Source organism: Flavobacterium sp. NRK1 (assembly GCF_024054175.1).
Lineage (GTDB): Bacteria > Bacteroidota > Bacteroidia > Flavobacteriales > Flavobacteriaceae > Flavobacterium.
On sequence record NZ_JAMXLA010000001.1, the window covers coordinates 3537454 to 3561938 of the forward strand.

Here is a 24485-nt window from a genome sequence, read left to right on the forward strand (position 1 = left end):
TTTAATAGTCAAGTGGCTGAGAATTTATATTTTCAGCCACTTTATGATTCCTTTCAAATCTTAAAGTGTTGTAAGCATATGATAATTGGGATTAGTCTGGTCTCAATACTATCACATATCTTATTAGTTTGCAGAAAATTTTGTGATGTTACCGGGTATATTTCATACTGAAGAATTTTGCGTTCTGTTTAAATATAGTTAACTACGCTCCAATACAACAAAAAGCAGTAATGGATTTGCATACAGGCTTCAGGGCTTTGCATACAACAGGTAGGTTGACTTTGCTGAACTTTGTATCAGAAAATAAAACTATTAAAATGAAAACACTATCTTTAGGAAACAAGGGGCTCGTGGTTCCTGTTATAGGACTGGGCTGTATGGGCATGACCGGTTTTGAAGAAGGAAATATGTATGGCCCCGCAGATGAAAAGGAAGCGATTGCCACCATTCAACGTTCACTTGAACTGGGTGGGAATTTTCTGGACACCGCAGATCTCTACGGCCCTTTAAAAAATGAGCAGCTAATTGCAAAGGCTATAAAAGGCAAAAGAAATCAATACATTATTGCCACAAAGTTTGGGTGGGAAATTGATGATAACAACAAAGTTACCTGGGCCATTAACGGAAAAAAAGAATATGTAAAAAAAGCTGTGGAACGGTCACTTAAAAACCTAAACACAGATTACATTGACCTCTATTATCTGCACAGGCTTGATAAGTCGACCCCTATCGAAGAAACTGTTGAGGCAATGAGGCAACTGGTGAAAGAAGGCAAAGTGGGCTATCTTGGGTTATCGGAGGTATCATCAGAAACTGTAAGAAGAGCACATGATGTACATCCCGTAACGGCTGTTCAAAGTGAATATTCACTCTTTGAAAGAAGTGTCGAGCAACGTGGAATATTAAATACACTGAATAAATTAAAAATCGGGTTTGTGGCGTATTCACCACTCGGTAGGGGCTTTTTATCCGGCCAGATTAAAACTATTGATGATTTGCCGGAAAATGATTTCCGCAGGAACATCCCCCGCTTTCAACCCGAGCACTTCTATAAAAATATTGAACTGGTCAAAGCAATTGAAAATTTGGCATCGGAAAAAAATATAACACCTTCCCAACTGGCACTCGCCTGGATAATAAGCAAGGGAATAGTACCGATACCGGGAACTAAACGCAGAAAATACCTTGAGCAAAATATCGCTGCTTCCTCTGTAAGCCTTAGCGGAGAGGAACTTGACCGGCTTGAGAAAATAGTACCGCTTGGCACAGATACCGGGAATCCTTATGACGATTTCAGTATGGGTCTCATCGATTAGTATCTCCGCACTACATGTTTAAAATTTCTAAGATAATGGTAAATTAGCAGTATGAATGTTATTAAAAGTATTTCGGAATTTCATCGGTTACTTTCTTTGCCCGAGCCACATCATCCACTGGTTAGCGTAATAAACCTCAGTGAAAGTATTTTTCTGGAAGATGATATTTGGAAAGGCTTTGTGAATAGCTTTTATTGTATAGCCCTTAAACGTGAGGCAAAAGGAAAAATGCGTTATGGCCAGCAGCATTATGATTATGATAATGGTGTATTAAGCTTTACAGCTCCGAATCAGGTACAGTCGCTCGACCTGCAATCCGTAGAATGCGGATCAGGATACCTTTTGATTTTTCATCCTGATTTTCTGCTAAACCATAGTTTATCAGGCAACATTACCGGATATGGCTACTTTTCGTATGCCGTCAACGAGGCCCTGCACCTTTCATCTGAAGAAGAGGGCAACTTAATAGCTATTCTTGACAGGATTGACCTGGAGTGCAGGCATATTGACAGGCATACACAGGAAATCATTATCTCTCAGATCGAACTTTTGCTGAATTATTCAAAACGTTATTATGAACGCCAGTTCCTTACCCGTAAAAGCAGTACTAATCATATACTGGTTAAATTTGAAAAGCTTGTTAATGAATATTACACTGACGATGGATCTTTAGGCAAGGGATTGTTAACCGTACAGTATATAGCTGACCTAATGAACCTTTCTCCTAATTACCTGAGTGATTTCCTTCGTATGCACACAGGCCTGAACACCCAGCAGCATATCCACGAGAAGCTGATTGAACGGGCCAAGGAAAAGCTTTCTGTAACTAGCCTATCCGTCAGCGAAATTGCTTTTGCCTTTGGTTTCGAGCATCCCCAGTCTTTCAGCACGCTTTTTAAGAAGAAAACAAGCCTCTCACCCATTGAGTTTCGAAAACAGTTCAATTAAACTAAATTTAAATATAACCTTATCATTCATATAGGGAATGATCGAAATTTCTATCTGCCGGATTATTAAAAACCTTCAAAATCAATGATTTTGAAGGTTTTTTTTCTGCTCTACAATAATAAATTTACAGACATATGAGGCTTTGGTATAAGGAATCCTGTTATTATTTATTACTGGCTCGCATAAAGGTAATTCATAAATTATTTATAAAAAATTTGCTTCACTGTTCAAGGATTATCTTAAAGGTAATTTAAAATTGGTGCAACGGAATAAAATTGATACTAATTTTATAAGTAGTAAAGTAATACTTTAAGATATGTCCAGAGCAAAAGTTCATACGTGCGCAAAAGCCATCGCCGATAGTGGCCTAAAAATTGCATTTGTTGAAAGTGCTACAGCCGGCAGAATGTGTTCGGAATTTTCACTGGTGCCAGAATCAGGAAAGATACTTCAGGGAGGCATTTCCTGCTATGAAGTTTTTATTAAGGAAAATATAATAAAGGTGCCTCATTATTTGATTGAGACCTTTACCCCCGAGTCCGCAGAGGTTACAGCTGCCCTGGCTCAAAATGCGAGACTAATCTTTAAATGTGATATTATTGTTGCCGTTACCGGACTGACTACCAAAGGTGGAAGCGAATCTCCTGAAAAGCCGGTGGGTACAATGTTTATATATATACTCCATCCCACAGGATTTATATCCCATAGGGAAATTTTCACCGGGAATCAGGAAAGCATTGTACTACAGACCATTGATAGAGCTTCCGAACTCATTACACGCCTCTTAGACACTAACAAGAGTACCGCAGCCTGAGGCAGGAAAGCAAAATAATACAGAAATGGCAGCATTCCGACGTAATCCTCGTCAAGCATCACTTTTTGACCCCTTATATGCCTATTTAGTGATTGTATCCCCGCCGGAAAACATAAAGACGGCAATAGCGAAAATTAAGGCTGAAATGCAAAGAATTATAGGGATAGGAGACCGTAACATGCATTCAATACCCCATATTACACTGACCGAAAAACTTACCGATGATAAAAAATCTCGTACAGGTATTTGCTTCATTGCTTAATGGTCAGCCATGCACCAATATAACCGTAAAGGGATGGGGATTTTTTGATCATGGTCATAGCATTACCATTTATTTTAATATTATAAAGAGTAGCAGTATACTCAACCTTTGCAGTCTTTTTAAACAGGGCACTGCCACTCCGCACATTACCCTTGCAAAAAAGATACCGCACAAAACATTACAACACTTCTTACCTATCTGGAAAAATTAGAGTTTGAGGCACACTGGAACACTACCGAAGTAACAGTACTTCGTAAACTGATGACTGAAAAACATTTGGGTTTCAGGGAAAAATTTTCAATACCATTAAGGTGTTAGGAAAGATTTAGCATAACTTAAGCATAATATTAAGTACACTCTGTATCAGCCTTTTGTAAATTGCCATAACAAAAAAGGCATAACACGGCTTAATTATATTAATTATAAAAAATTGAATTATGGAAAAAACATCTCAAAATCAATCAAGTCAATCCAGAAAAGTTGATGCAAAACCATCGGCAGCTGAAGGGCTTAGAGAATTGTTTGTAGATGAATTGAAAGATATCATCTATGCTGAGCGTGCGCTTGTAAAAGCATTACCTAAGATGGCAAACAACGCTACAGATCCGGATTTGAAAATGGCTATCGAAGAGCATATTGCCGTAACTGAAAACCAGGTAGAGCGTCTTGTAAAGGTTTTTGAACTACTTGGAGAATCAAACCGCGGTGTAAAATGTGATGCAATGGAAGGCCTTTTAAAGGAAGGAGAGAGCATTCTTGAGGAAACTGAACCCGGGCCTGTGCGCGATGCCGGAATAATTTCTGCTTCACAAAAAATTGAACACTACGAAATTGCTTCCTATGGCACTCTTGCAGCGTTTGCTAAAATATTAGGTGAAAATGAAGTTGCGGCCCTGTTACAGGAAACCCTTGAGGAAGAAAAGGAGGCTGATACAAAGCTTTCGGATGCAGCCTACAACAGCATAAACATTGAAGCTGCTGAAGGCGAATAGACTATATCTAAAGTGTAAATATAGAGAACAATCGTGCTAAGGCTGCCAAGATTAGGTATAATAGTAACGCATTCATGCCTCTTTAAGGCCATAATAAAGCTTGCTCATAGCTACTATTATATTTTCGCTTGCAGCGATTGATAACTATTAGGAATTAAGTAACAACTGTAAGAATTAGATAGTGGCTGGTAAATTATACATAGGTACTTCCGGATGGCAATATAAACACTGGCGCGGCACTTTTTATCCGGATGATATTAAGGTAAAAGACCATTTCGACTATTATCTAAAACATTTTAATACAGTTGAAGTAAATGCCTCGTTTTACCGCATCCCCACAAAAGAAACCTTCGCAAAATGGCACGATAATGTGGGTGATGATTTTATTTATGTAATAAAGGCAAACCGATATATAACCCATTATAATAAGCTAAAGGATACCGGTGAAACCCTTGACAATTTCCTTTCAAATGCATCTGAACTCAAAGAAAAGCTTGGGCCTATCCTCTTCCAGCTGCCACCGGGCTGGGAAGTAGACACCGAAAGGCTGGAAAATTTCCTGAATATCCTGCCAAAGGATTTCCGCTATGTATTTGAATTCCGTAATAACACATGGTATAATGCTGAAGTAGATGCGTTGCTGAAAAAATACAATTGTGCCTTTTGTATTTACCAACTGGGCGGACACCTGTCACCCATAAAAATTACGGCAGACTTTGTGTACATCCGTCTTCATGGCCCTAAAGGCAAGTATAAAGGAAGCTACACCGATGAAACCCTTAACAAATGGGCTGACAATTGCCGCGAATGGCTGGGCAACAATAACGATGTTTATGTGTATTTTGACAACGACGAAAAAGGGTATGCCGCCTTTAACGCCTTACGATTAAAACAACTGCTGAAAAAATAAAAACAGCCTTCAAACCGAAGGCTGTTTTTATGTAAAATCTTTAAAGTTAAAGTAGTCATTAAGGCTTTAGCACAACTTTTACGCAATTATCTTCTTTATTATTAAAAATATCGTACATTTTTGTTGCTTCACTCAGTGGTACTTTGTGCGTAATAATATCGTCAAGTACTACCTTTCCTGTTGCAACCAGTTCTATAAGATGGTCGATGTAATTGTGAACGGGTGCCTGACCGCCTTTAATCTGGATGCCTTTATCAAACCATTGATGCAGCGGAAAGTTGTCATATTGTATGCCATACACCCCAAGCACTGTAGTGTGCATAGTAATTTTGTCATTAACAGGCGAATTGGCAGCCACCACAATATGATTGGCCTTTATAGTATAGTCCATCATCTTAGCAACTGTTTTGGAAATTTCATCAACATGTGTGTTGGTATATATTTCGCCCCCATACGGATGAAAGAATCTGCATGCCTTGTGAGGTATTCAATATATGGAACTGACCCTGGTCCGGAAAACGTATTGCCTGTTTATTAGGCTTTAATGGCAACCCTGGAATCTCAGATATCACCTGTGTAGGCAAACCCAATTTTTGGGTAGCCTCCAATTCCTTTTCAAGGTTTTCAGACTTATCAGTTGGGTCTAAGAACAAAAAGCCCTCTGCGTCTTTATAATTGCAGTCAATACCCTCAGTAACTACCGCACTTTTAATCCATTGTATTGCATGTTTATGACTTTCGGCGGCAAGCCTTGCTTTTTCTTCTCCAAATATTTTTATAAGGTCATAATACCTGTCGTCCAGCGCATATGTTATTTGCGCCGTTGTCCTGCCTGTTTCACCACTGCCCAGGCAGCCGTCTTCTAAAAGCACCACCTTTCTGCCTGATTTTGCAAGACAGTAGGCTGTAGTAACTCCGGCAATGCCACCTCCCACTATCAGTACATCTGTAATTAAATTGCTTTGCAGAGTTTTATATTCAAGCAATGCACTGCTTTCATTCCAGTAAGAATAGTGGCTGCCGCTGGTTAGCTGATCATTTATCGGGTCGCTCATAGCTGCAAGGATTTGGATTAATAATCGCCATTAATACCCTGTTTGCTTGCATTAATGGCCTTTCTCTCACGCTGCGACGCCGGGTGTGAACTCTCCTGCCTGCCATCGGGCTCCATGCTTGACTCCATTTTTTTCTCCATGTTAGCCGTAATCATTTTATCGGGTGTTACGGTATTTAACGCTTTCTGAAATTTGTTCATGGCGCCCGGCGTAACAGTTAAGTCACCATTCATAAGTGCCTCATATCCAGCATGTGCTACTTCAGCGGGCGAATACAAATCCTGTTCTTTATAAATTACCGTATTTTCGGCTTTTGCCTTATGGAAGAAATCCGTATCTGTAGCATCCGGCTGAAGCGCAGTAATGCTTACTCCGGTCTCTTTTAATTCTTCTGCAAGTGCTTCTGTAAATGATAGCACAAACGCCTTAGTTGCAGCATAAACAGAGAGATAAGGAGATGGCGCTTTAGATACCGATGAGGCTAATTGCAATATCTTTCCATTGCCGCGAGCAACCATTTCTCTTACATAAAATTTGGTAAGGCTCAACAGCGAAATAATATTTAGCTGTACAAGGTCTATTTCCCTTTCCAGATCGGTTTTAATAAACCTGCCCCATTCACCCTGCCCGGCATCGTTAACAAGAATGTCAACCACAATACCAAGTTCTGTAGTTTTATCATACACTTTTTGGGCAGCTTCTTTTTCAAATAGGTCGGCTGCAATAACATGTGTATGGATGTTGCTATTTAGCTGTGTAAGTTCAGCAGCCACTTCGTTCAGGTTTTTTTCATTACGGGCTACCAGCACCAAGCTATATCCATTTTCTGCAAGTAATTTAGCGAGTTCGTAGCCAATACCGCTTGTGGCACCGGTTATCAATGCATGTTTCTTTTCCATAGTATTTTTGTTTGATGTTTAGAAAATAAGAAAGCCGGAATCCGGCTTTCTGTTATAATGTGATATCGTTTTCAGGCTCTGAATAATCACTTATCGGGTGCGCCTCGGCGGGATACGACTCCAGTCTTTTTGAAGGTCTCGATTTATTGTCGTGGCCTTCGGTCTTTACTATTTTATTATATACACCGAGAAGCAGAAAAGGTGCGGCCCACTGACCTACAAACAATGCTGATTTATCTTTACCCAGGCATTTTAACGTAGCTGATGCAGCCATAGAGCCAAGAGCAGCCCATAAAAACAGGTCTGATGGTAGTTTTGAAGTCTGGTTCTCGATAGCCTTTGTAACAGGCCCTTCCGAATGGTCGTTTTGAATTACTGACATAACAATTTATTTTTGATTAGTATTTAATTAGGTTTAGTTACTTCTGGCGGTGTAACTTCATTTCGTTCCGAGGGAGGCGGAAATTTCCGGGTCGTATCATTTAACGTATCCTGTTGGGTAATATCCCTGTTAGCTGTTCTCGTTTCGGCATCCCCATCAGACCCGTAGGATACCCCACCTCCCGGTACTTTTTTTGTGCCGGTTTCCGAAGCATTGTACGGATGATCGTCTTTTCCTTTCTCACTTTGCCCGCACTAAACAAGGTCCAGGGACATTAAAAATATTATAGCTATTGTTTTCATATTGTTGTGATTTTTATTTATAAAAACTAATTTAAGGTTGTCCGCCTCCGCCGGCTGCGCCGTAAATTTGTCCGGTAGCATAACTTGCATCATTAGCTGCAAGCTGTACATAAATAGAAGCTAATTCAGCCGGTTGCCCCGGCCTGCCCATAGGGGTGTCTCCTCCAAATTGGGTTAGCTTTTCCATAGTAGCGCCGCCGCTAACCTGTAACGGTGTCCATATTGGGCCTGGTGCTACCCCGTTAACCCTTATACCTTTTGGCCCCAACTGCTTTGCCAATGATTTAATATAATTGGTTGTGGCTGCTTTTGTCTGAGCATAGTCATATAATTCGGCACTTGGGTCATATGCCTGTTCAGAAGATGTTCCTATAATGCTTGCGCCTGGTTTTAAGTGTGGTAATGCAGCCTTTATGATCCAGAAGGGTGCGTAAATATTTGTCTTCATGGTAGCGTCAAATGCTTCCGTAGTGATATCCATAATAGATTCCTGAGTTTGCTGGCGTGCCGCATTATTTACTACAATGTCTAGCCCACCAAGGCCTTTAACCGCTTCTTCTACAAGCTTTTTGCAAAATGCCTCATCACGCAAGTCACCGGGAATAGCTATGGCCTTGCGGCCTTCAGCCTTTATAAGTTTGATAACCTCCTGTGCATCTTCTTCCTCATTAGGATAATAATTAATAGCTACATCGGCACCTTCACGTGCATAAGCAATTGCAGCGGCCCTTCCCATACCTGAATCTCCACCGGTAATCAGTGCCTTACGGCCTTTTAGCCTGCCGGAACCTTTATAACTTTTTTCACCATGATCGGGTTTTGGATCCATTTTGCCTGCAAGCCCAGGCCAGGACTGTTTTTGTTCTTTAAAAGGTGGCTGCGGATATTTTGTGGTGGGATCTTCTCCTGCATTAGACGGAGTATTATTGTGTTCAAGCCCCTTAGCTACAGCGGGGCTAACAACTGTAGTGGCAATTACTGCACCGATGCTGCCTAGCGCCTGACGGCGGCTTATGGTATTTTCCTTTTCCATAATTATAAGTTTTATTGTGAAAAACTTAAAATTACAATGACATAAGAAGCAGGTGTGGTAAATATCCGTTAAAGGTTTGATAAACTAACTGTTACTAAATTATCGAGATAATTCTTATTAAGATAGCTTTTCGCAGATTATATAATATCGAAAGGACACTCTTTATGCTATCTTTATTACCGATAAGTTGCACGCTTTAATTTATATAATTCTAAAGTTGAATTATAATCACATCCTTAAAATAATTTAATTTAGAGATTCTATATCTCTCTCCCTTACATAAAAAAATTATAAAACTAAACATCTTGATTCCTATTCAGATTATTTTTTTTAAATTAGAGAAACATTAAAACCAAAAAAAATGAATGCTTCAAAAATAATAGGTATAATACTAATTGTTATCAGTTTAGGTGTTGGATATATAGGAGTAAATAAAATAGCCGACAGTACTAAAGAAATTAACTTTTTGGGTATCAAGATTGATGCGTCTAATGAGTCCGGAAAACAGCAGGGCTTTATTTATTTAGGATTAGCAATTGTTCTTTTTGCGGGAGGGCTATACGCTGCAAAAAAATCAAATAATTAATCGTTACAATATTGCAGAAAGACAACACTTTATTTTTATAAACTCCAGATTTATACAAAGCTTTTATCGTATTGCAGCAGGTAGAAAAATATCTATTGTTGTACCTAAATCTGGTACACTGTTTATATGAATAGTTCCTTCGTGGTTATTGACAATCTTTTCACACAAAGCAAGCCCTATTCCTGTGCCTTCATATTCACTTTGGTGATGAAGCCTCTTAAAAATAGTGAATATTTTAGATAAGTATTTGTCATCTATACCAATACCGTTGTCAGTTATAGATATCTTGTGAAAATTTCCTGACTGTTGCGTAATATTTTCAGCTAAAAACTCATAAGCTATCTTTATTTCAGGGCTTACTTTTACAAATTTTAAGGAATTACTTATAAGATTATAAAATAACTGGCTTAACTGTACAGAAATACCTTTTATAACAGGAAGCTCATCAATTGTAATATTTGCGCGCTTCTCTTCAATCAGAAATTCGAAATCACTGATTACATCTTCTACAACTATATTGAGGTCTACTTCCGAAAACTCATTTTCAGTAGAAGATAATTTTGAATAATTAAGAACATCGCTTATAAGGCGTGACATACGCTCTGCAGATGCATTTATTTTATCAAAATACAATTTTTCCTTTTCTACAGGCGTAAGATATCGTTCTGCTAAAGAAGTAAAATTTCTTATTTTACGCAAAGGCTCCTGAAGATCATGGCTGGCAATATATGCAAATTGCTCTAATTCTTTATTTTTTCGGGAAAGCTCTTCATTTGAGGTTTTAAGGCTTTCCTGCACTTGTCTAAGTTCTTTATTATCTTTTAATGTCTCTTCAATAAGCTTTTGGGCATGAATGTCTACCATTGAAATTATGAGGCCTGTTACGTCGCCCTTTTCATCATTATCCGGTACTATAGATATAAGATGCCAGACATATTTCTCATTTACCTCAACACGGGCCTGCCCTGTATAGATAATCCCTTTTTTACGTGACATTTCCCAACCTTTACTTACTATTGCGCTGTCATTAGAGTGAAATATTGTATTGATAGTAGTAGGATAGAAATTATCAAATTGGGCACCAAATATTTCTTTAGTTCTCCTGTTGCTTAAGGTTATAATGCCTGACACTCCAACTGAAAAAACAATTAATGGAAGTGTGTCAGTAAGTTGGCGGTATTTACCTTCACTTTCGCTAAGTTTTTCAGAAAGTTCGATAAGCTGCATGTTTTTCTTACGCAGTTCATCATAAGGTGATAGTGAGGTCTCTTTTGTAAAATGCTCTTTAAAAGAAGCTATACGATTTTCAGATATAATACCAGAATATGGAATTTTTACACTTAAAATGGTTTGATATACTTTATTGCTTATCTGAGTTTTAATATTATGCGATAGCTTAGAAGCATAAGCATAAGCTTCCGGATTAGCTTTTTCTAAATCTACATCATCATATATTATAGCTGTAATGTCTTTTTTTCCGCCACTTAAAAAACTAATACCTAAAATAAGATAAGAATTTTTACCATTTGATATAGAACATCGTGCAATTTCAGAAACCGCTGTAGCAAACCTTGTTTGGGCTGATGAGATTAATCCACATAGTTCTGCAAGCTTTATAGCACGTTTATGCGCCAGAATAAGATCCATTTCGTTATCAAGGCCGATATGCACAATTTCCTTCATCTTATAGATTTATTTTAGCCACAATTACAGACATATCGTCATTGTATCGGGCATTATCTTTATAAAGCACAGCAGATATTATATTAGGGTCATATTTTAGCAGGCCCGGTAAATCACTAAGGTTCCATCGGGTACGCAAGCCGTCAGAATGCATTATCAGGGTTTGGTACCTTTCAAGGTCCATAACAGAATTATTAAGTGTTCTTGGAATGTTATGCCCAAGAATACCGTTATATGGTGTATAATTTTTGCTGGTTATACCAGTATAAAGAATAGTGGAAATATTTCCAATGCCACATATATGCCATTTCTGAGATTCATAATCCAGATAAGCTATTGTACACACAAGTCCTCGTGTTTTTTTTACACATTGGTGTATATATCTAAGGGTTTCAGACGGGCTTTTTTCCCTGCATTCCTGAAAAGCAGTTACAGCTTCCTGAGCGGCTTCATTCGCATTACTGCCATGACCTAATCCATCGCCCATAAAAAACTGATAGCCGTTACCTATTTTTTTTATATGGTATGCATCACCGCATACTTTTTCACCAGGGTAACATACCTGTACAGCACCCAGTTCAAAATGTTTTTTAGTATTGATTAATGTTACCTGATTTTTATATATTCTACTGTACACAACTGTTCCCCATTCAGGCAACGTATATATAGCAGAATTATCACTAAGCCTGTTTATAGCTCCTAATCCCTGTCCTAATGTATTTGAAGAAGAAATCCCATCCTTGATCATTTGTGAAAGATTTCGAATGCCATTACCGTTATCAAGACAGTACATTTCGAAGAAACAACCGTTTTCATCATTGCAGATACGATAAATTAATTCTCCTTCCTGCGCAAATTTTACAAGATTAGAGGTAACTTCTGATACAATTATATCTATCTCGCCGATCTTTTGTGTACTAAAACCCTCTGCCACAACCATGTTATGAATTTCTCTTTTTACAAAGGATACATAACTCCTGTCTTCAATTTTATAATTAAAGAAAACGGTATCATCCATTCTTCCATTTTATTATTGTAACTATAGTACCCTCACCTACAGCAGATTGTATATTAAATTCATTCACCAGCCTTTTAGTTCCAGGAAGACCTAAACCAAGGCTTTTTCCTGTACTAAAACCGTCTTTCATAGCAAGGTCAATATCCTGAATACCGGGCCCATTATCCTTAAAAACAAGCCGTATTCCATTTTCTCTTCCATTATTTACTACTTCAATCTCAGCTGTACCGCCACCACCATATTTAAGGAGGTTACGCACAAGTTCGCTTGCAGCAGTTATCAACTTGGTCTGGTTCAATATTCCCATACCAACCTTTACTGCGGCTTCCTTAACCTGATTCCTGAAAGGAATCACATCTTGGTCCCGAACAATTAAGAAATCCTGTTTACTCAGTGTTGTTGTTATCATAATAACCTTTGCCCTCACTTAATACAATTTTAGAACGCAAAAGTTCCATACCTTTTTCAACATTAAGTGCAGTAGAAACACCTGTAAGAGTGAGTCCAAGTTCTACCAAAGTCATAGCTACAGCAGGCTGCATGCCTACAATAACTGACTGGGCACCCATAATTCTGGACATTACACCAATGTTACCGAGTATACGCCCCATAAATGAATCAATAATAGAAACAGAGGAAATATCTATAAGTACTCCTTTAGAGTTGAATTTTTTTACAGAGTTTACTAAATCAGATTCCAGATTTTCGGCCAGCTGATCGTACAAATCTACCTGAATGGTGACCAATAAAAAATCACCCATTTTAAGAATTGGAATTCTTTCCATTAATCTACCCTGTTTATATAAGTTGTTTTTTTGTTATTTACCTCAAGCTGCAACATATTAAATGCAGCCTGTAATGCACTCGCCAATGTAGATTTGGTTATTATATTTGAAAGGTCTATTCCTAAATGTACAACTATTTGAGCAATTTCCGGCCTTATGCCGCTAATAATACATTCAGCTCCCAATAATCTTGTGGCACTTACCGTTTTAATTAAATGCTGGGCTACAAGCGAGTCAACTGCCGGTACTCCTGATATATCAAGTATAGCGATAGTGCTACTGGTTTCAACTATTTGCTGAAGCAGGTTTTCCATCACTACCTGTGTTCTTGCGCTGTCAAGCGTGCCAATGATAGGAAGGGCAACAACACCATCCCATACGCGTATAACCGGTGTAGATATTTCTGTTATCTCGTCAGTCTGTCTTGCAATTACATCTTCACGCCCTTTAATATATCCTTCAAAAGTAAGAATAGCCATATTATCAATAATCTTACTAATTTTCAGGCTGTCTTCATACAGTTTTGCAGGATCAGAAATATCTTTTGAAAGCACTTCTAATAAAGCCTCTTTAAATGTAAACATATAAATAGCTGTTTCCCGAGGTGTAAATCCCCGTTTAGCTCTTGAAACAGATATTCCCATAAGAATATCGTGTACTTTTTCAAATCCTTTACCATTTTGATCATTAATAACAGACTCATTTATAGTCCCTAAAAATGCATTAAGAAAATCTTCAGAATCTTCTTTTTGATCTTCTGCGTTAAAATAACTATCCTGAGCCATTTGTTTAGTAATCCAAAGTTCAAGAATTGATTCTTTTTTTTCTTTCAAAATTTGTGTTGATTTATGTTCCATTAGTAAATAATTCGTTTCTAAATTAGCTAACTGCTGTTTGATTAAGAGTCACCTTATTTTTAGGTATGCGCAATCTTAACAAATATAATCTTTCATAAAACCAAAATGTTATATTTTAAACAAATTTTCTTATAGTTTAGCATTTAGGGTATATTATAAGATCTATAATAGCGTCATACAGGTATAGATATTTAGTAAAATAAAAATATAGGGCTACCTAAAAACTAAGCGCCCTATTAGGAATGTTTAATAAAGTATTCGAATAAGAATCTGACCCTTTATTAACATAGGTGTATTATAATTTTATTTAAGACTAAACTTAAAAAAACTTAAATATAGTTTTCGAAAAATTTATAGATTTCTAGATAGTATGACCTTTAATATGCAGAGCCAACAACCATCCAAATGTAAAAAATATAGCAGAATTATTTAATCAGGCATCTTGAGTACTGACTCCAAGCTTAAAAGAGCAATATAGCAAATATGCACCGCATAATAATATTATCCCAACAGCTCCCTGTTGTGATCGTGCCATATCAGTAGCTAAACCCATGAGAGGGGGTATTATAGCACCACCTGCCACACCGGTAATCATAAGCCCCGATATTTCATTTGTAAGGAGGGGTTTAGACCTAAGGGCTAATGTATATATAACAGCAAAAATACTTGAAGACGTAAAAGCTATTATACATACTAAAAAGAGTATTAAAGCCTTTTCATTTGCAAATAACAGCCCTACAAGTGACAGCATTACAATAAACATATTTACCCTAAAGAAATATTTTACAGAAAACTTACTTAATAAAAATACACCACAAATGGTACCTATAGTACGGGCAGCAAAATACCAGCTTGACCCATATGTTGCAGCTTCTTTAGCCAACCCAACTCGCTCTATAAGTAATTTAGGTGTTACGGTATTCATACCAACATCAATTCCTACAATACACAAGATGCCTATAAAAGCTAATAGTATATTTTTATTATTAAGCAATCCAATAGTTTTGGTAAAGCTTGCAGTTTTCTTTTCTGTTACACCTTCTTCTATTCTGGTAAAAAAAAGCCACAATAACGACAATGATGTCAAAGCTGTGTATATATAGAAACTTTTCTCCCATGAACCGTATCGGAGTGAAAAAAAACCAACCAGTATTGGCCCTATAAATGATGATATAGCTTTAATAAATTGTCCCAGTGTAACATAACTGGCAAGCTGTTTTCCACTAATTATGTTTGTAAGCAATGGATTTACAGCCACCTGTAGTATAGTGTTACCAATACCTAACAGTATAAATGTAATATAACATGTTGTTTCAGTAAAAACTACAACAGGTATAAGAGTAGCTAAAAGAGTAAAAAACAATCCTGATAAAACCATTTTTTTTCGACCATATACGTCCATCGCCATAGCAGCAGGAATGGATAATATAAAAAACCACAGGAAAACTAATGAAGGTAAAAATCCTGCCTGAGTTTCTGTCCAGTTAAACTGCGCTTGTGCATAAGTAACCGATATACCCACGAGGTCGCAAAAACCCATTATAAAAAAGCTAAATAAAACGGGTAAAAGTTGTATTGCAGATTGTTTTTTTTGCATAATCTTAATTTCTCTAATTAGACCATTTTTGACTTGGTGCCGATCCAACTTTCATTTTTACAAAACCCCCTTTTGCAATATCTTTTAAATCCAGAGATAATTTGCTTAAATCTTTGCCGTTAAATTGTACTTCCTTAAGGTAAACATTAGTCTTAGAATTATTGCTTACCTCAATAACAAAAGGCTTTCTGTTTAAACCTTTCGGCAGTTTAACAGTAACTTTATCAAATAACGGACTGCTTACCTGAAATGATGGATTAATCTCTGTTAGCCCCTTTACATCAAACAGACCTATAGAAGACATAACATACCAGGCACCCAGTTGTCCCTGGTCTTCATCCTGACCGTATCCGTATCCGTGAATACCTTCCGTACCATAAAATTCATCGCATATTGCATGTACCCATTTTTGGGTTAGATAAGGTTTACCCGAAAAATTAAACATCCATGAAATATGGAGATTAGGCTGATTCCCATGATTATAAAATCCTGATAGCCCTGCAAATGCATCAATTTTAGTTCCGCCGCCAAATACATTTTTCTGAGATATCTCAAATATATTTTCAAGCCTATCATTAAAGGTATCTTTACCTAATGTGCTTACTAACTCTTCAACAGCGTGAGGTACATAAAAAGTATATTGCCATGCATTGCCCTCCTGAAATCCTCTCCAGGGTTGTGATGGATCAAAATTTGCTACAAAATTACCATTGGCATCTTTAGGCCTAATGAATTTAGTTTCCTTATCATATAATAATTTCCAGCCTTCCGACAGTTTCATAAGCTGTTCATAATCTTTAGTTTTGCCTAATGCTTTGGCAAATTGCGCTACAGCAAAAGCACTATATGAATATTCTAAAGTATGTGAGGCAGAAAATCCTGATCCATTTGCAACTGTATCAAAACCAATAGTATCAATTTGAGGTGAATAGCCATGTTCTACAAACTGCTTCACATCCATTTTCCCTGCTCCTTCTATTCTATCCTTCCATTCAAGTTCATTTTTAAGAGCTGCCGCATAGGCTACATCAACATCATAATTTGTAATTCCGCAGTTATAAGCAGATGCTATAGCAAGACCTGTAAAGTTTGTACCTACACCCGACACATACTTACTTGATGCAATACCATCGCCAAGCCAGCCTGCATCTTTATAAACAAGCAATTGGGCTTGTATCCAGTCGGCATAATATTCAGGATAAGCCAGTGCCCATAGCTGGGTTAAATTCCAGAAGCCTCCCCAGATAGCATCAGTATTATAATAATTATATTGTGGCTTGCCTTTATCATCTAAAGGTATCTGCCCGGTTTTACCGTTATTCATCGGGTAGGCACCATTAACATCACTTCCGAGTCCACGTCCAAGTAGTGCATGGTATAATCCTGTATAAAACTTTATTTTATCCGCTTCGTTTTTACCTTCTACAGTTATTCTTCCTAAATAATCATTCCATGTCGTCAGGCTTTGCTTTTTAGCTTTATCAAAACTCAGGTTTTTAGCTTCTGTCTCAAGATTAAGTCGGGCATTTGCTACAGATGTATATGATAATCCAATTTTAACGGTAATCGTTTCATTCTCTTTAGTATCAAAAGTTAAATAAGCTCCTGCGCCTTCACCCGCAATTTCTTTTGCACCTGCCTGAGTTCCTTTTTTACTGAACACTCCTGAAGAAACCGGATTTTTATCTACAACAGCCGAGAAATACATAGCAACATCTGCACCTGCCTGATATTTTTTCACATATTCAGGAATGGTTATAACATAACCTTCTATCCTTCCGTCCTTAGTAATAGTAACTTTTGCCTCTTTAACAGCCCCACTTTCACCCTGCCTGTTGCCAATATCAAAAATAATATTTGATTGGGATGATTTAGGGAAAGTATATCTTTGAAATCCTACCCTTTTTGTAGCTGTAAGTTCCGCCTTTATCTTATAGTCTTTTAATAAAACTGAATAATAACCAGAGGTGGCATATTCATATTTACGGTCAAACCTTGATCTGTAGCCTTCATCAGGATTGTCAAGACTGCCGGGTATAGTTTGCAAAGCACCCACCGATGGTGCAACTACTATACCGCCAATCTGAAATTCGTGCAAACATGCAAAACCTTCTATAGAAGTATCCCTGTCATCATAACCGGTAGCTTCCCATCCCTGTTCATTACCTAGATGCGCATTTGTAGACGGGCCCAGTTTTGCCAAACCAAAAGGCATAGCGGCAGGTGTGTAAAAAAACCATCGGCTATGGGCAGTACCAATATTTGGATCTACATAGTCTGATAATTTTTTATTTGTTTTCTGACTAAATATAGCTTGCGATGTAAAGACCATAGCAGCTATAAATAAGAAGCTTGAAATATTTTTCATATGTAAATATAAAATAGTTATTTTTTTGATTTGTACTACAACCGTGGTTCTACTTAACAAATGATTTTACCATAATTACATTGCTGACGGGGCTAAGATTATAAATAGTATAGCTTTTTGCCGATGCGGGTATTACAAATGTTTCGGCATAATTAAATATCTGGCTAATGCCGTTTTCGGTTACTACTTTTACTGACTGACCTTCTACAATCATCCAAACATGGCATTTATTGTTTGTTTCGATATATGCTTTACCTGTAATGTGGTAACGATAAATATCATAAAAATGTACCGGATGCGTAGGGAGATGTTCTATAGTATACTCATCATTTTCAACTAACAAATAAGGTTGAGAAATAAGCTCTTTTATAACCACATCACCACTTCGCTCAAAATTTAGATTCTCCATACCGCGCTCTATATTAATAGGTCTTGGTTTGCCATCAAGATCTAAACGAAGCCAGTCGTACATTTTAAAGGTAAATATGTAAGGAGCAGCACTAATTTCAAGTACCATATTGTTACTGCCTGATGCATGAATTGTACCATTTGGAATAAGAAAAAGATCGTGTTTTTTTGCTTTGAATTTTTGTATATACTTATCTACATCAAGCTTTTCTACATGTTTCTGGCTGTAAGTAAGTGCATCTCTAAACTCCTGTGGATTTATGCCTTCCTGAAATCCTAAATATACTACCGGGTCTTCTTTACAATCAAGAATATAATACGTTTCATCTTGAGTAAAAGGCATCCCAAAATGCTCTTTAATATATTCTGTACCAGGGTGGCACTGAATAGAAAGATTACCACCATCAAACGTATCTAAAAAGTCAAAACGTATTGGAAAATCATATTTAAATGTTTCGGCACAGTCTCCTAAAACGTCTTTATAATTTGAAAACATTATAGTATCAAAAGAAACTTCAAGCAAATAGCCGTCACTTTCAAATAGCAAACCATTTTCAAGCACCATAAGTTCAAATGACCAAGCCAGATTATCAACATCTTTGTTAAGACCATCCATGTGCTCTTTCATCCAGGTTCCTCCCCATGCACCAGGCTCAAACCATGGCCTCGGCCTAAACACATTAGTAGCCATAGCAGCAAGCCCGTTCCTTAAATCATTTCCTTTTATAAACAGATATTCATCAGGACGCTGCTCATCTACCATGAGATCTATTTTCGAAAATATATCATTTTTATGCTTATTGAGTACAACCCAGTCTATAAAAAAGAATCGTTTATAAGTACGGCGGTTGTCTATTCTATTTTCTACGCCGAGATTACCAGCCATGCCGGCACGGGCCCTGAATTGTAATTCATTTTTAGGCAGGTCAAAATATACTATTGGCGCATCCCAGCCCGAAAGTACTGAACCGCTACCTATTATTATATTTATATCGGCCAAAGCATCCTGCTGTATATGAGACAACTTGTTTGTGTCAAACCAATCTACTAAGTTTTTATCCGTAATTTTACCAAAAAGCGGATCATCACCTCCCAAATAGGGCTCCAGCATTTCATCAAGTTCTTTGGCTGACTTTAGCGCTGCATCAACATGAAACCATCTTGCTTTTTTTCCAAGTTTAACCAACTCGGCATCAATGGATTTTACTACATTGTCCCAAAAAACACCAACATATCCGTCTATAATAACCGCCTTATGATTTGCTATCCATTCTGCCAGTGCTAAAGCACCCGATGCTATTTTACTGTTTCCTAATGGAAAAGAAGGATAAAGATCATAATACTCCTGCTGTATGCTTTTTTTTACAGGTGCAAGAAACTGCTGGGTTTTACGCCATTCAGTATTTTGTTTTTCAACCTTAATTTGTAAACTGTTTTTTGCATGGGTTGCAGCGCCAATAATAGCGGCTTCCTCCCACAATTGGCATATCTTTATATCTAAGGTATTTTGCAAATTGAGCTTAGAAGATAGAATATCTATAAAATAAGGGGCTGCTTTTGCTATTCCTCCACCAAGAACAAGGTTTTGAGGTTTAAATGCATCAAGCCATGGCTTAATAAAACTAGCTAAATTATTTGCAAACGCATCAAATATTCTAAGAGCATCAGTATCATTTTGATCCGCAAGCAGTGTTAATGCTTCCACATTTACTATACTTCCCCTATTTAGGTTTTCCCACTGATTAATAAACCAGCGTGTAGATAAGTAATCATCTGCAATACCGTCTTTAAATGGAATATTATATAAATATCCATTTTCAGGCACACCATTACCTTCTTTAGTCTGTACTGATCCCTCAATAAGAAATGTACTTCCAAAACCCGTACCTAATGTAAGTACTATACTCTTAGAGCTTTTTGCTGCAGCTCCCGCGGTATACTCCCCAAACGCAAAACTCTCAGCATCATTAATAAAATACACAGGAAATTGTGCTATTTTCTCTAATTCATGCTTAACATTAAGCCCAAATAAAGCGTCATATTTTTTAACACCATAAATTTTTGATATCCCATTTTTATAATCAAATGGACCTGGCATTGCTATTCCCATAGCAGCTAAAGAATCTGAATTTATTCTAGCTTCTGCCAGTATTTTATCAATTAAATTTTTGAATCCGGTAAAGAAATCATCACATGATCCATTAGGGTCTATCGCTATCTTTTGATAAGAATTAGCAACTAGCAATCCTGATTCTGAATTTAAAATCGCTCCCGATAAGTGAGAACCTCCTACATCAATACCTAAGTAATACAATGCCATAATATTTTTTTTATATAAAAATCAATATATATGTACATATGTATATACATATTGATTTTGTAAAGTAAAGCAATAGTTATGAAACTACAAAACGAGTTTTAAAAATTGCAAAAAAATAAATTAACTTTGTATAGACATTTATACCAATCCTGATTTTACATTTAAAAAGGGAATACATACATAATGAAGATAAATTTAAATCATAACAGCCCTATTCCATTACATGTTCAGATTGAAGAACAATTGAGAACTGCGATTAAATCTGACACGTATCAGAGTGGTGTAAAGTTTCCTAATGAAGTAGATCTTTCCAAACAACTGGGTATATCCCGCAGTACCCTAAGACAGTCTATTAACAAATTAGTCTATGAAGGATTACTTGTCCGTAAAAAAGGTGTAGGCACATTTGCAACAAAAACCGGTGTAAGTTCTAAAGCACAAAACTGGATGAGTTTTTCGCAGGAAATGAAAGCTTTAGGAATTAGCGTAAAAAATTATGAGTTACATATAAGCTGGGTACAGCCTGATGAAGAGCTTTGTTTATTTTTTGACATTAAACAAGATACAAGAATACTTAAATTAGAAAGGCTTCGCGGAAAAGAAGAATATCCATTTGTGTATTTTATATCTTACTTTAACCCAAGAATTGGACTAACCGGCAATGAAGATTTTTCACGCCCGTTATATGAAATACTTGAAAATGATTATAATTCTATTGCAAAACTCTCAAGAGAGGAAATTAGTGCAATAAGTGCTACAGAAATTTTAGCAGAAAAACTTGAAGTTAAATGCGGAGAACCTATATTAAAACGTAAGCGTTTTGTATATGATCCGGGAAGCAGGCCACTGGAATGGAACATAGGATATTATAAAGCTGACAGTTTTACCTATACTCTTGAATTTGAGCGATAATATAAGTTATGATTTAGTTATGAATGAATTTTATAAATAATTCTTAGATTTATGTACTTCATAACTCATTAACAATTAACATGAATATCACTTTGACTACAGAGAAAGATTATAGAAATATATACCGTAAGAATAAAAGCTTAAAATATAAACTGGTTTTCAGCAAAAACCAATAAGCTTTTTATCAGATAAAATCAGGTCAGTTACACCACTAACTGTCTAACCAATAAACTGAGTATACGTTATATATGGAAAAATGGATGGAAGCAGGTATATGGGGACTAGTTTCCGGGTCTTCACTTTTAATAGGCTCACTTCTGGGCTATTACCTAAAAATACCTCAACGAATAATTGCTGTTATAATGGGATTTGGAGCCGGCGTCCTCACTTCTGCTTTAGCTTTTGAACTAATGAACGAAGCTTATAATAAAGGAGGTCTGACTGCAGCTTCAATAGGGTTTCTGGCAGGAGGTGGCTTATACTCTTTTTTCAATTATCTACTCTCATTAAAAGGTGCTAAACACAGAAAACGCTCTGAAGATCAGCAGCCTTCGGAAACTGAAGACTCCGGAAGTGGTCTTGCTATCGCTATAGGGGCTTTACTTGACGGAATTCCGGAGGCCATAGCAATCGGTGTAAGCATGATTGAGGGCGGCATTGTAAGTGCTGCCACAGTAGCTGCAATATTTATATCGAACCTTCCTGAAGGATTATCAAGTTCTGTAGGAATGAAAAACGCAGGCCGTACAAAAATATTTATTTTTGGTATATGGAGTGGAATTGCATTACTCACGGCTTTAGCAGCAATAGCCGGTTTTGTTATTTTTAGTCAGTTATCACCCATTATCGAAGCGGCAACAATTGCCCTGGCAGCAGGTGCCATCCTGGCTATGCTCGCCGATACAATGATACCGGAAGCTTTTGAAAAAGGGCATAGTTATGTGGGTATTTTTACTGTTATTGGTTTTCTCGTTTCTTTCCTGCTTTCTAAGCTTTAAGGAGTTAATTGATAGGCCGATTACAACCTGATTTTGTAATAAAACATACTATAAAGTAATTGTTTAAGAATTTATCAAAGCTTATATAGTAATTTCCTTCTTAATAACTAATAGTCTAAATCAGTGCATACTTTCTATCTTTGTAAAAAATTATATACTTCGTGAACAAAATCCTTATTATAGACGACGAAGAAAAGCTTAGGACACTCATGGCACGAATTATAAGCCTTGAAGGTTTTGACGTTTTACAGGCTGCCGATTGTAAATCCGGGCTAAAAAAAGCAGAACAGAATGATATTGATGTTATTCTGTGTGATGTTAAACTGCCTGATGGAAACGGCGTAGAATTAGTCATTGCCCTTAAAGAGAAATTTCCTGCAACAGAAATTATTCTACTAACTGCTTACGGCAATATACCGGACGGCGTTACGGCTATTAAAAATGGTGCGTTTGATTATATTGTTAAAGGTGACGATAATAATAAAATTATACCCCTAATTCATAAAGCTATAGATAAACGCAGGCTTACCAAACGTATAATTGACCTTGAAAGCCGTGTAGAAACCAAATACTCTTTTAATAATATTATTGGTGAATCTAAAAAATTAAAAGAAGCTATTGATCTTGCACAAAAAGTAGCTCCGGTAGATACTACTGTTCTGCTTACAGGTGAAACAGGTACCGGAAAAGAGGTTTTTGCCAATGCTATTCACCAGTCCGGCAGCAGGAAAGACAAAAGTTTTGTGGCAATAAACTGTTCCGCTTTTAGTCACGACCTTTTGGAAAGCGAAATGTTCGGTCATAAAGCAGGTGCTTTTACAGGCGCAATTAAAGATAAAAAAGGCCTCTTTGAAGAAGCTCATAAAGGCACCATATTTTTAGATGAAATAGGAGAAATGCCTTTAGACCTGCAGGCAAAACTTTTACGGGTAATAGAAAATGGCGAATTTATTAAAGTAGGCGAAAGCAAAGTTACAAAGGTGGATGTCAGAATTATTGCCGCTACAAACAGGGATTTGCTTAAAGAAATTGAAGCTGGTCAGTTTAGGGAAGATTTGTACTATCGTTTGTCAATATTTAATATTAAACTCCCTGCTTTAAGGGAAAGGATCACTGATATAGAATTACTGTCTGAAAATTTCTTAAAAATATTTAGTCTTAAAACTAACAAAAAGATAACCGGCATATCAAAAGAATTTTTAAAGTTACTAAAACTTCATAACTGGCCGGGAAATATAAGAGAACTTAAAAATATAATGGAAAGAAGTGTAATACTGGAAAACAATACTATACTTACTCCGGACAGCCTACCCTATGAGTTACAGCAATTAAACCCAGAGCCCAAAGAACAGGGTACAAAAACCTTATCGGCTTTTTCACTTGCATCGGCAGAAAAGCTTCATATCCAAAAGGTGCTGAATTATACGAATGGCAACAAAACTGAAACAGCGAGATTGCTGAATATTGCCCTTACTACCCTTTACAGGAAACTAGATGAGTATAAAATAGGTTAATATCCTATCATTTTAAAAGTACAGACCCTATTATTTTGATAGGGTTTTTTATTTTCTAAAAACATAAAGCCCTGTTTATTAAATAAATAAACAAATGGAATAACAATGGTAATAGGGATAGCAAATAAAAAATTTTAAAATGACAATTATTAAATGGTTACGAAAAAAGGCTCAGGAAAACGAAAATGCAGAATCAGAAACCGCATACGAGGTAATGATTGGTGCTGCAACATATTTGACTACCGCTTTAAAAGATAACGCAAAGAAAAAAGAAGTATTGGAATTTATGAATATAATAAATCTTCTTTATAAGGAAGGCTATGCATATACAAGGTACTGTATTGAAAATGAATTTATAGGCAATTTAGTAAAAAATGCGCCTGAAAAAATTCTCAATATTAAAGATGAATTGGGAGATGAACTAAAGCTCCTAATGGCAAACAAATTAAAAGAGCAAAACCTTCAGGCAATGCACTCATACAGGAATTAACTCTTCAATTAAAAAGAAATCAAAACCTTAAATACA

24 protein-coding genes are annotated in these 24485 nt (G+C 36.7%); 11 read left to right on the forward strand and 13 right to left on the reverse strand.

What is annotated here, in order from left to right; all coding sequences use genetic code 11:
* Positions 1–317 precede the first annotated feature (317 nt).
* The 6 genes from NHE85_RS16280 to NHE85_RS16305 all read left to right on the forward strand — a co-directional run bounded on the left by NHE85_RS16280 (position 318) and on the right by NHE85_RS16305 (position 5242).
* On the forward strand, positions 318–1316 hold the full coding sequence (locus NHE85_RS16280; RefSeq protein WP_252813199.1) for an aldo/keto reductase: 999 nt from the start codon (positions 318–320) through the stop codon (positions 1314–1316).
* A gap of 51 nt (positions 1317–1367) precedes the next feature.
* The gene (locus NHE85_RS16285; protein ID WP_252813200.1) at positions 1368–2264 is read left to right on the forward strand and encodes an AraC family transcriptional regulator; all 897 of its coding nucleotides are present in this window, start codon (positions 1368–1370) and stop codon (positions 2262–2264) included.
* Between the two features lie 316 nt (positions 2265–2580).
* Positions 2581–3078, forward strand: coding sequence for a CinA family protein (locus NHE85_RS16290; RefSeq protein ID WP_252813201.1), 498 nt, complete (start codon positions 2581–2583; stop codon positions 3076–3078).
* Positions 3079–3103: 25 nt separating this feature from the next.
* On the forward strand, positions 3104–3340 hold the full coding sequence (locus NHE85_RS16295; protein ID WP_252813202.1) for a hypothetical protein: 237 nt from the start codon (positions 3104–3106) through the stop codon (positions 3338–3340).
* Positions 3341–3777: 437 nt separating this feature from the next.
* Positions 3778–4332, forward strand: a complete 555-nt coding sequence (locus NHE85_RS16300) for a ferritin-like domain-containing protein (protein WP_252813203.1) — start codon at positions 3778–3780, stop codon at positions 4330–4332.
* Between the two features lie 181 nt (positions 4333–4513).
* Positions 4514–5242: a DUF72 domain-containing protein gene (locus NHE85_RS16305; protein ID WP_252813204.1), complete on the forward strand. Its 729-nt coding sequence runs from the start codon at positions 4514–4516 to the stop codon at positions 5240–5242.
* A 58-nt stretch (positions 5243–5300) separates the two neighbouring features.
* Here the strand turns inward: NHE85_RS16305 and NHE85_RS16310 are convergent, their stop codons facing one another.
* From NHE85_RS16310 to NHE85_RS16330, 5 genes are all read right to left on the reverse strand, one after another.
* Positions 5301–5636, reverse strand: a complete 336-nt coding sequence (locus NHE85_RS16310) for a hypothetical protein (protein WP_252813205.1) — start codon at positions 5634–5636, stop codon at positions 5301–5303.
* Between the two features lie 25 nt (positions 5637–5661).
* Positions 5662–6297 (reverse strand): FAD-binding oxidoreductase, encoded by a 636-nt coding sequence (locus NHE85_RS16315; RefSeq protein WP_252813206.1) that lies wholly within the window; start codon positions 6295–6297, stop codon positions 5662–5664.
* Between the two features lie 17 nt (positions 6298–6314).
* Positions 6315–7196: an SDR family oxidoreductase gene (locus NHE85_RS16320; protein ID WP_252813207.1), complete on the reverse strand. Its 882-nt coding sequence runs from the start codon at positions 7194–7196 to the stop codon at positions 6315–6317.
* A 52-nt stretch (positions 7197–7248) separates the two neighbouring features.
* A complete protein-coding gene (locus NHE85_RS16325) occupies positions 7249–7578 on the reverse strand; it encodes a hypothetical protein (RefSeq protein WP_252813208.1) in 330 nt (109 codons plus the stop codon).
* Between the two features lie 333 nt (positions 7579–7911).
* A complete protein-coding gene (locus NHE85_RS16330; RefSeq protein WP_252813209.1) occupies positions 7912–8913 on the reverse strand; it encodes an SDR family oxidoreductase in 1002 nt (333 codons plus the stop codon).
* A gap of 361 nt (positions 8914–9274) precedes the next feature.
* On the opposite strand from NHE85_RS16330, the gene NHE85_RS16335 reads away from it, so the two are divergent.
* Positions 9275–9499: a hypothetical protein gene (locus tag NHE85_RS16335; protein ID WP_252813210.1), complete on the forward strand. Its 225-nt coding sequence runs from the start codon at positions 9275–9277 to the stop codon at positions 9497–9499.
* A 63-nt stretch (positions 9500–9562) separates the two neighbouring features.
* On the opposite strand, the gene NHE85_RS16340 is transcribed toward NHE85_RS16335, so the two are convergent.
* From NHE85_RS16340 to NHE85_RS16375, 8 genes are all read right to left on the reverse strand, one after another.
* Entirely contained in the window at positions 9563–11182 is a 1620-nt protein-coding gene (locus tag NHE85_RS16340) for an ATP-binding protein (protein ID WP_252813211.1), read from the reverse strand.
* Between the two features lies 1 nt (position 11183).
* A complete protein-coding gene (locus tag NHE85_RS16345; RefSeq protein ID WP_252813212.1) occupies positions 11184–12200 on the reverse strand; it encodes a SpoIIE family protein phosphatase in 1017 nt (338 codons plus the stop codon).
* Positions 12193–12609, reverse strand: coding sequence for an anti-sigma regulatory factor (locus NHE85_RS16350; protein ID WP_252813213.1), 417 nt, complete (start codon positions 12607–12609; stop codon positions 12193–12195). The genes NHE85_RS16345 and NHE85_RS16350 overlap by 8 nt, the downstream gene beginning before the upstream one ends.
* On the reverse strand, positions 12587–12985 hold the full coding sequence (locus tag NHE85_RS16355; RefSeq protein ID WP_252813214.1) for an STAS domain-containing protein: 399 nt from the start codon (positions 12983–12985) through the stop codon (positions 12587–12589). The genes NHE85_RS16350 and NHE85_RS16355 overlap by 23 nt, the downstream gene beginning before the upstream one ends.
* Positions 12985–13842, reverse strand: coding sequence for an STAS domain-containing protein (locus NHE85_RS16360; protein WP_252813215.1), 858 nt, complete (start codon positions 13840–13842; stop codon positions 12985–12987). Before NHE85_RS16360 ends, NHE85_RS16355 begins: the two co-directional genes overlap by 1 nt.
* A gap of 433 nt (positions 13843–14275) precedes the next feature.
* Entirely contained in the window at positions 14276–15439 is a 1164-nt protein-coding gene (locus NHE85_RS16365) for a sugar MFS transporter (RefSeq protein WP_252813216.1), read from the reverse strand.
* Positions 15440–15452: 13 nt separating this feature from the next.
* Positions 15453–17807, reverse strand: a complete 2355-nt coding sequence (locus NHE85_RS16370) for a GH92 family glycosyl hydrolase (protein WP_252813217.1) — start codon at positions 17805–17807, stop codon at positions 15453–15455.
* Positions 17808–17856: 49 nt separating this feature from the next.
* The gene (locus NHE85_RS16375) at positions 17857–20535 is read right to left on the reverse strand and encodes an ROK family protein (RefSeq protein ID WP_252813218.1); all 2679 of its coding nucleotides are present in this window, start codon (positions 20533–20535) and stop codon (positions 17857–17859) included.
* A gap of 183 nt (positions 20536–20718) precedes the next feature.
* Here NHE85_RS16375 and NHE85_RS16380 point away from each other — a divergent pair, with 183 nt between their 5' ends.
* The 4 genes from NHE85_RS16380 to NHE85_RS16395 all read left to right on the forward strand — a co-directional run bounded on the left by NHE85_RS16380 (position 20719) and on the right by NHE85_RS16395 (position 24449).
* The gene (locus NHE85_RS16380) at positions 20719–21447 is read left to right on the forward strand and encodes a GntR family transcriptional regulator (protein WP_252813219.1); all 729 of its coding nucleotides are present in this window, start codon (positions 20719–20721) and stop codon (positions 21445–21447) included.
* Positions 21448–21695: 248 nt separating this feature from the next.
* Entirely contained in the window at positions 21696–22445 is a 750-nt protein-coding gene (locus NHE85_RS16385) for a ZIP family metal transporter (protein WP_252813220.1), read from the forward strand.
* A gap of 161 nt (positions 22446–22606) precedes the next feature.
* Positions 22607–23959, forward strand: coding sequence for a sigma-54 dependent transcriptional regulator (locus NHE85_RS16390; protein WP_308219368.1), 1353 nt, complete (start codon positions 22607–22609; stop codon positions 23957–23959).
* Between the two features lie 139 nt (positions 23960–24098).
* Positions 24099–24449, forward strand: coding sequence for a hypothetical protein (locus tag NHE85_RS16395; RefSeq protein WP_252813221.1), 351 nt, complete (start codon positions 24099–24101; stop codon positions 24447–24449).
* Positions 24450–24485: the final 36 nt, after the last annotated feature.

What these genes read in the sequence shown, in the direction of transcription:
- NHE85_RS16280 (WP_252813199.1), top strand. Translation starts at nt 318, where the DNA reads ATGAAAACACTATCTTTAGGAAACAAGGGGCTCGTGGTTCCTGTTATA.
- NHE85_RS16285 (WP_252813200.1), top strand. Translation starts at nt 1,368, where the DNA reads ATGAATGTTATTAAAAGTATTTCGGAATTTCATCGGTTACTTTCTTTG.
- NHE85_RS16290 (WP_252813201.1), top strand. Translation starts at nt 2,581, where the DNA reads ATGTCCAGAGCAAAAGTTCATACGTGCGCAAAAGCCATCGCCGATAGT.
- NHE85_RS16295 (WP_252813202.1), top strand. Translation starts at nt 3,104, where the DNA reads ATGGCAGCATTCCGACGTAATCCTCGTCAAGCATCACTTTTTGACCCC.
- NHE85_RS16300 (WP_252813203.1), top strand. Translation starts at nt 3,778, where the DNA reads ATGGAAAAAACATCTCAAAATCAATCAAGTCAATCCAGAAAAGTTGAT.
- NHE85_RS16310 (WP_252813205.1), bottom strand. Translation starts at nt 5,636, where the DNA reads ATGATGGACTATACTATAAAGGCCAATCATATTGTGGTGGCTGCCAAT.
- NHE85_RS16315 (WP_252813206.1), bottom strand. Translation starts at nt 6,297, where the DNA reads ATGAGCGACCCGATAAATGATCAGCTAACCAGCGGCAGCCACTATTCT.
- NHE85_RS16320 (WP_252813207.1), bottom strand. Translation starts at nt 7,196, where the DNA reads ATGGAAAAGAAACATGCATTGATAACCGGTGCCACAAGCGGTATTGGC.
- NHE85_RS16325 (WP_252813208.1), bottom strand. Translation starts at nt 7,578, where the DNA reads ATGTCAGTAATTCAAAACGACCATTCGGAAGGGCCTGTTACAAAGGCT.
- NHE85_RS16330 (WP_252813209.1), bottom strand. Translation starts at nt 8,913, where the DNA reads ATGGAAAAGGAAAATACCATAAGCCGCCGTCAGGCGCTAGGCAGCATC.
- NHE85_RS16335 (WP_252813210.1), top strand. Translation starts at nt 9,275, where the DNA reads ATGAATGCTTCAAAAATAATAGGTATAATACTAATTGTTATCAGTTTA.
- NHE85_RS16340 (WP_252813211.1), bottom strand. Translation starts at nt 11,182, where the DNA reads ATGAAGGAAATTGTGCATATCGGCCTTGATAACGAAATGGATCTTATT.
- NHE85_RS16345 (WP_252813212.1), bottom strand. Translation starts at nt 12,200, where the DNA reads ATGGATGATACCGTTTTCTTTAATTATAAAATTGAAGACAGGAGTTAT.
- NHE85_RS16350 (WP_252813213.1), bottom strand. Translation starts at nt 12,609, where the DNA reads ATGATAACAACAACACTGAGTAAACAGGATTTCTTAATTGTTCGGGAC.
- NHE85_RS16355 (WP_252813214.1), bottom strand. Translation starts at nt 12,985, where the DNA reads ATGGAAAGAATTCCAATTCTTAAAATGGGTGATTTTTTATTGGTCACC.
- NHE85_RS16360 (WP_252813215.1), bottom strand. Translation starts at nt 13,842, where the DNA reads ATGGAACATAAATCAACACAAATTTTGAAAGAAAAAAAAGAATCAATT.
- NHE85_RS16365 (WP_252813216.1), bottom strand. Translation starts at nt 15,439, where the DNA reads ATGCAAAAAAAACAATCTGCAATACAACTTTTACCCGTTTTATTTAGC.
- NHE85_RS16370 (WP_252813217.1), bottom strand. Translation starts at nt 17,807, where the DNA reads ATGAAAAATATTTCAAGCTTCTTATTTATAGCTGCTATGGTCTTTACA.
- NHE85_RS16375 (WP_252813218.1), bottom strand. Translation starts at nt 20,535, where the DNA reads ATGGCATTGTATTACTTAGGTATTGATGTAGGAGGTTCTCACTTATCG.
- NHE85_RS16380 (WP_252813219.1), top strand. Translation starts at nt 20,719, where the DNA reads ATGAAGATAAATTTAAATCATAACAGCCCTATTCCATTACATGTTCAG.
- NHE85_RS16385 (WP_252813220.1), top strand. Translation starts at nt 21,696, where the DNA reads ATGGAAAAATGGATGGAAGCAGGTATATGGGGACTAGTTTCCGGGTCT.
- NHE85_RS16395 (WP_252813221.1), top strand. Translation starts at nt 24,099, where the DNA reads ATGACAATTATTAAATGGTTACGAAAAAAGGCTCAGGAAAACGAAAAT.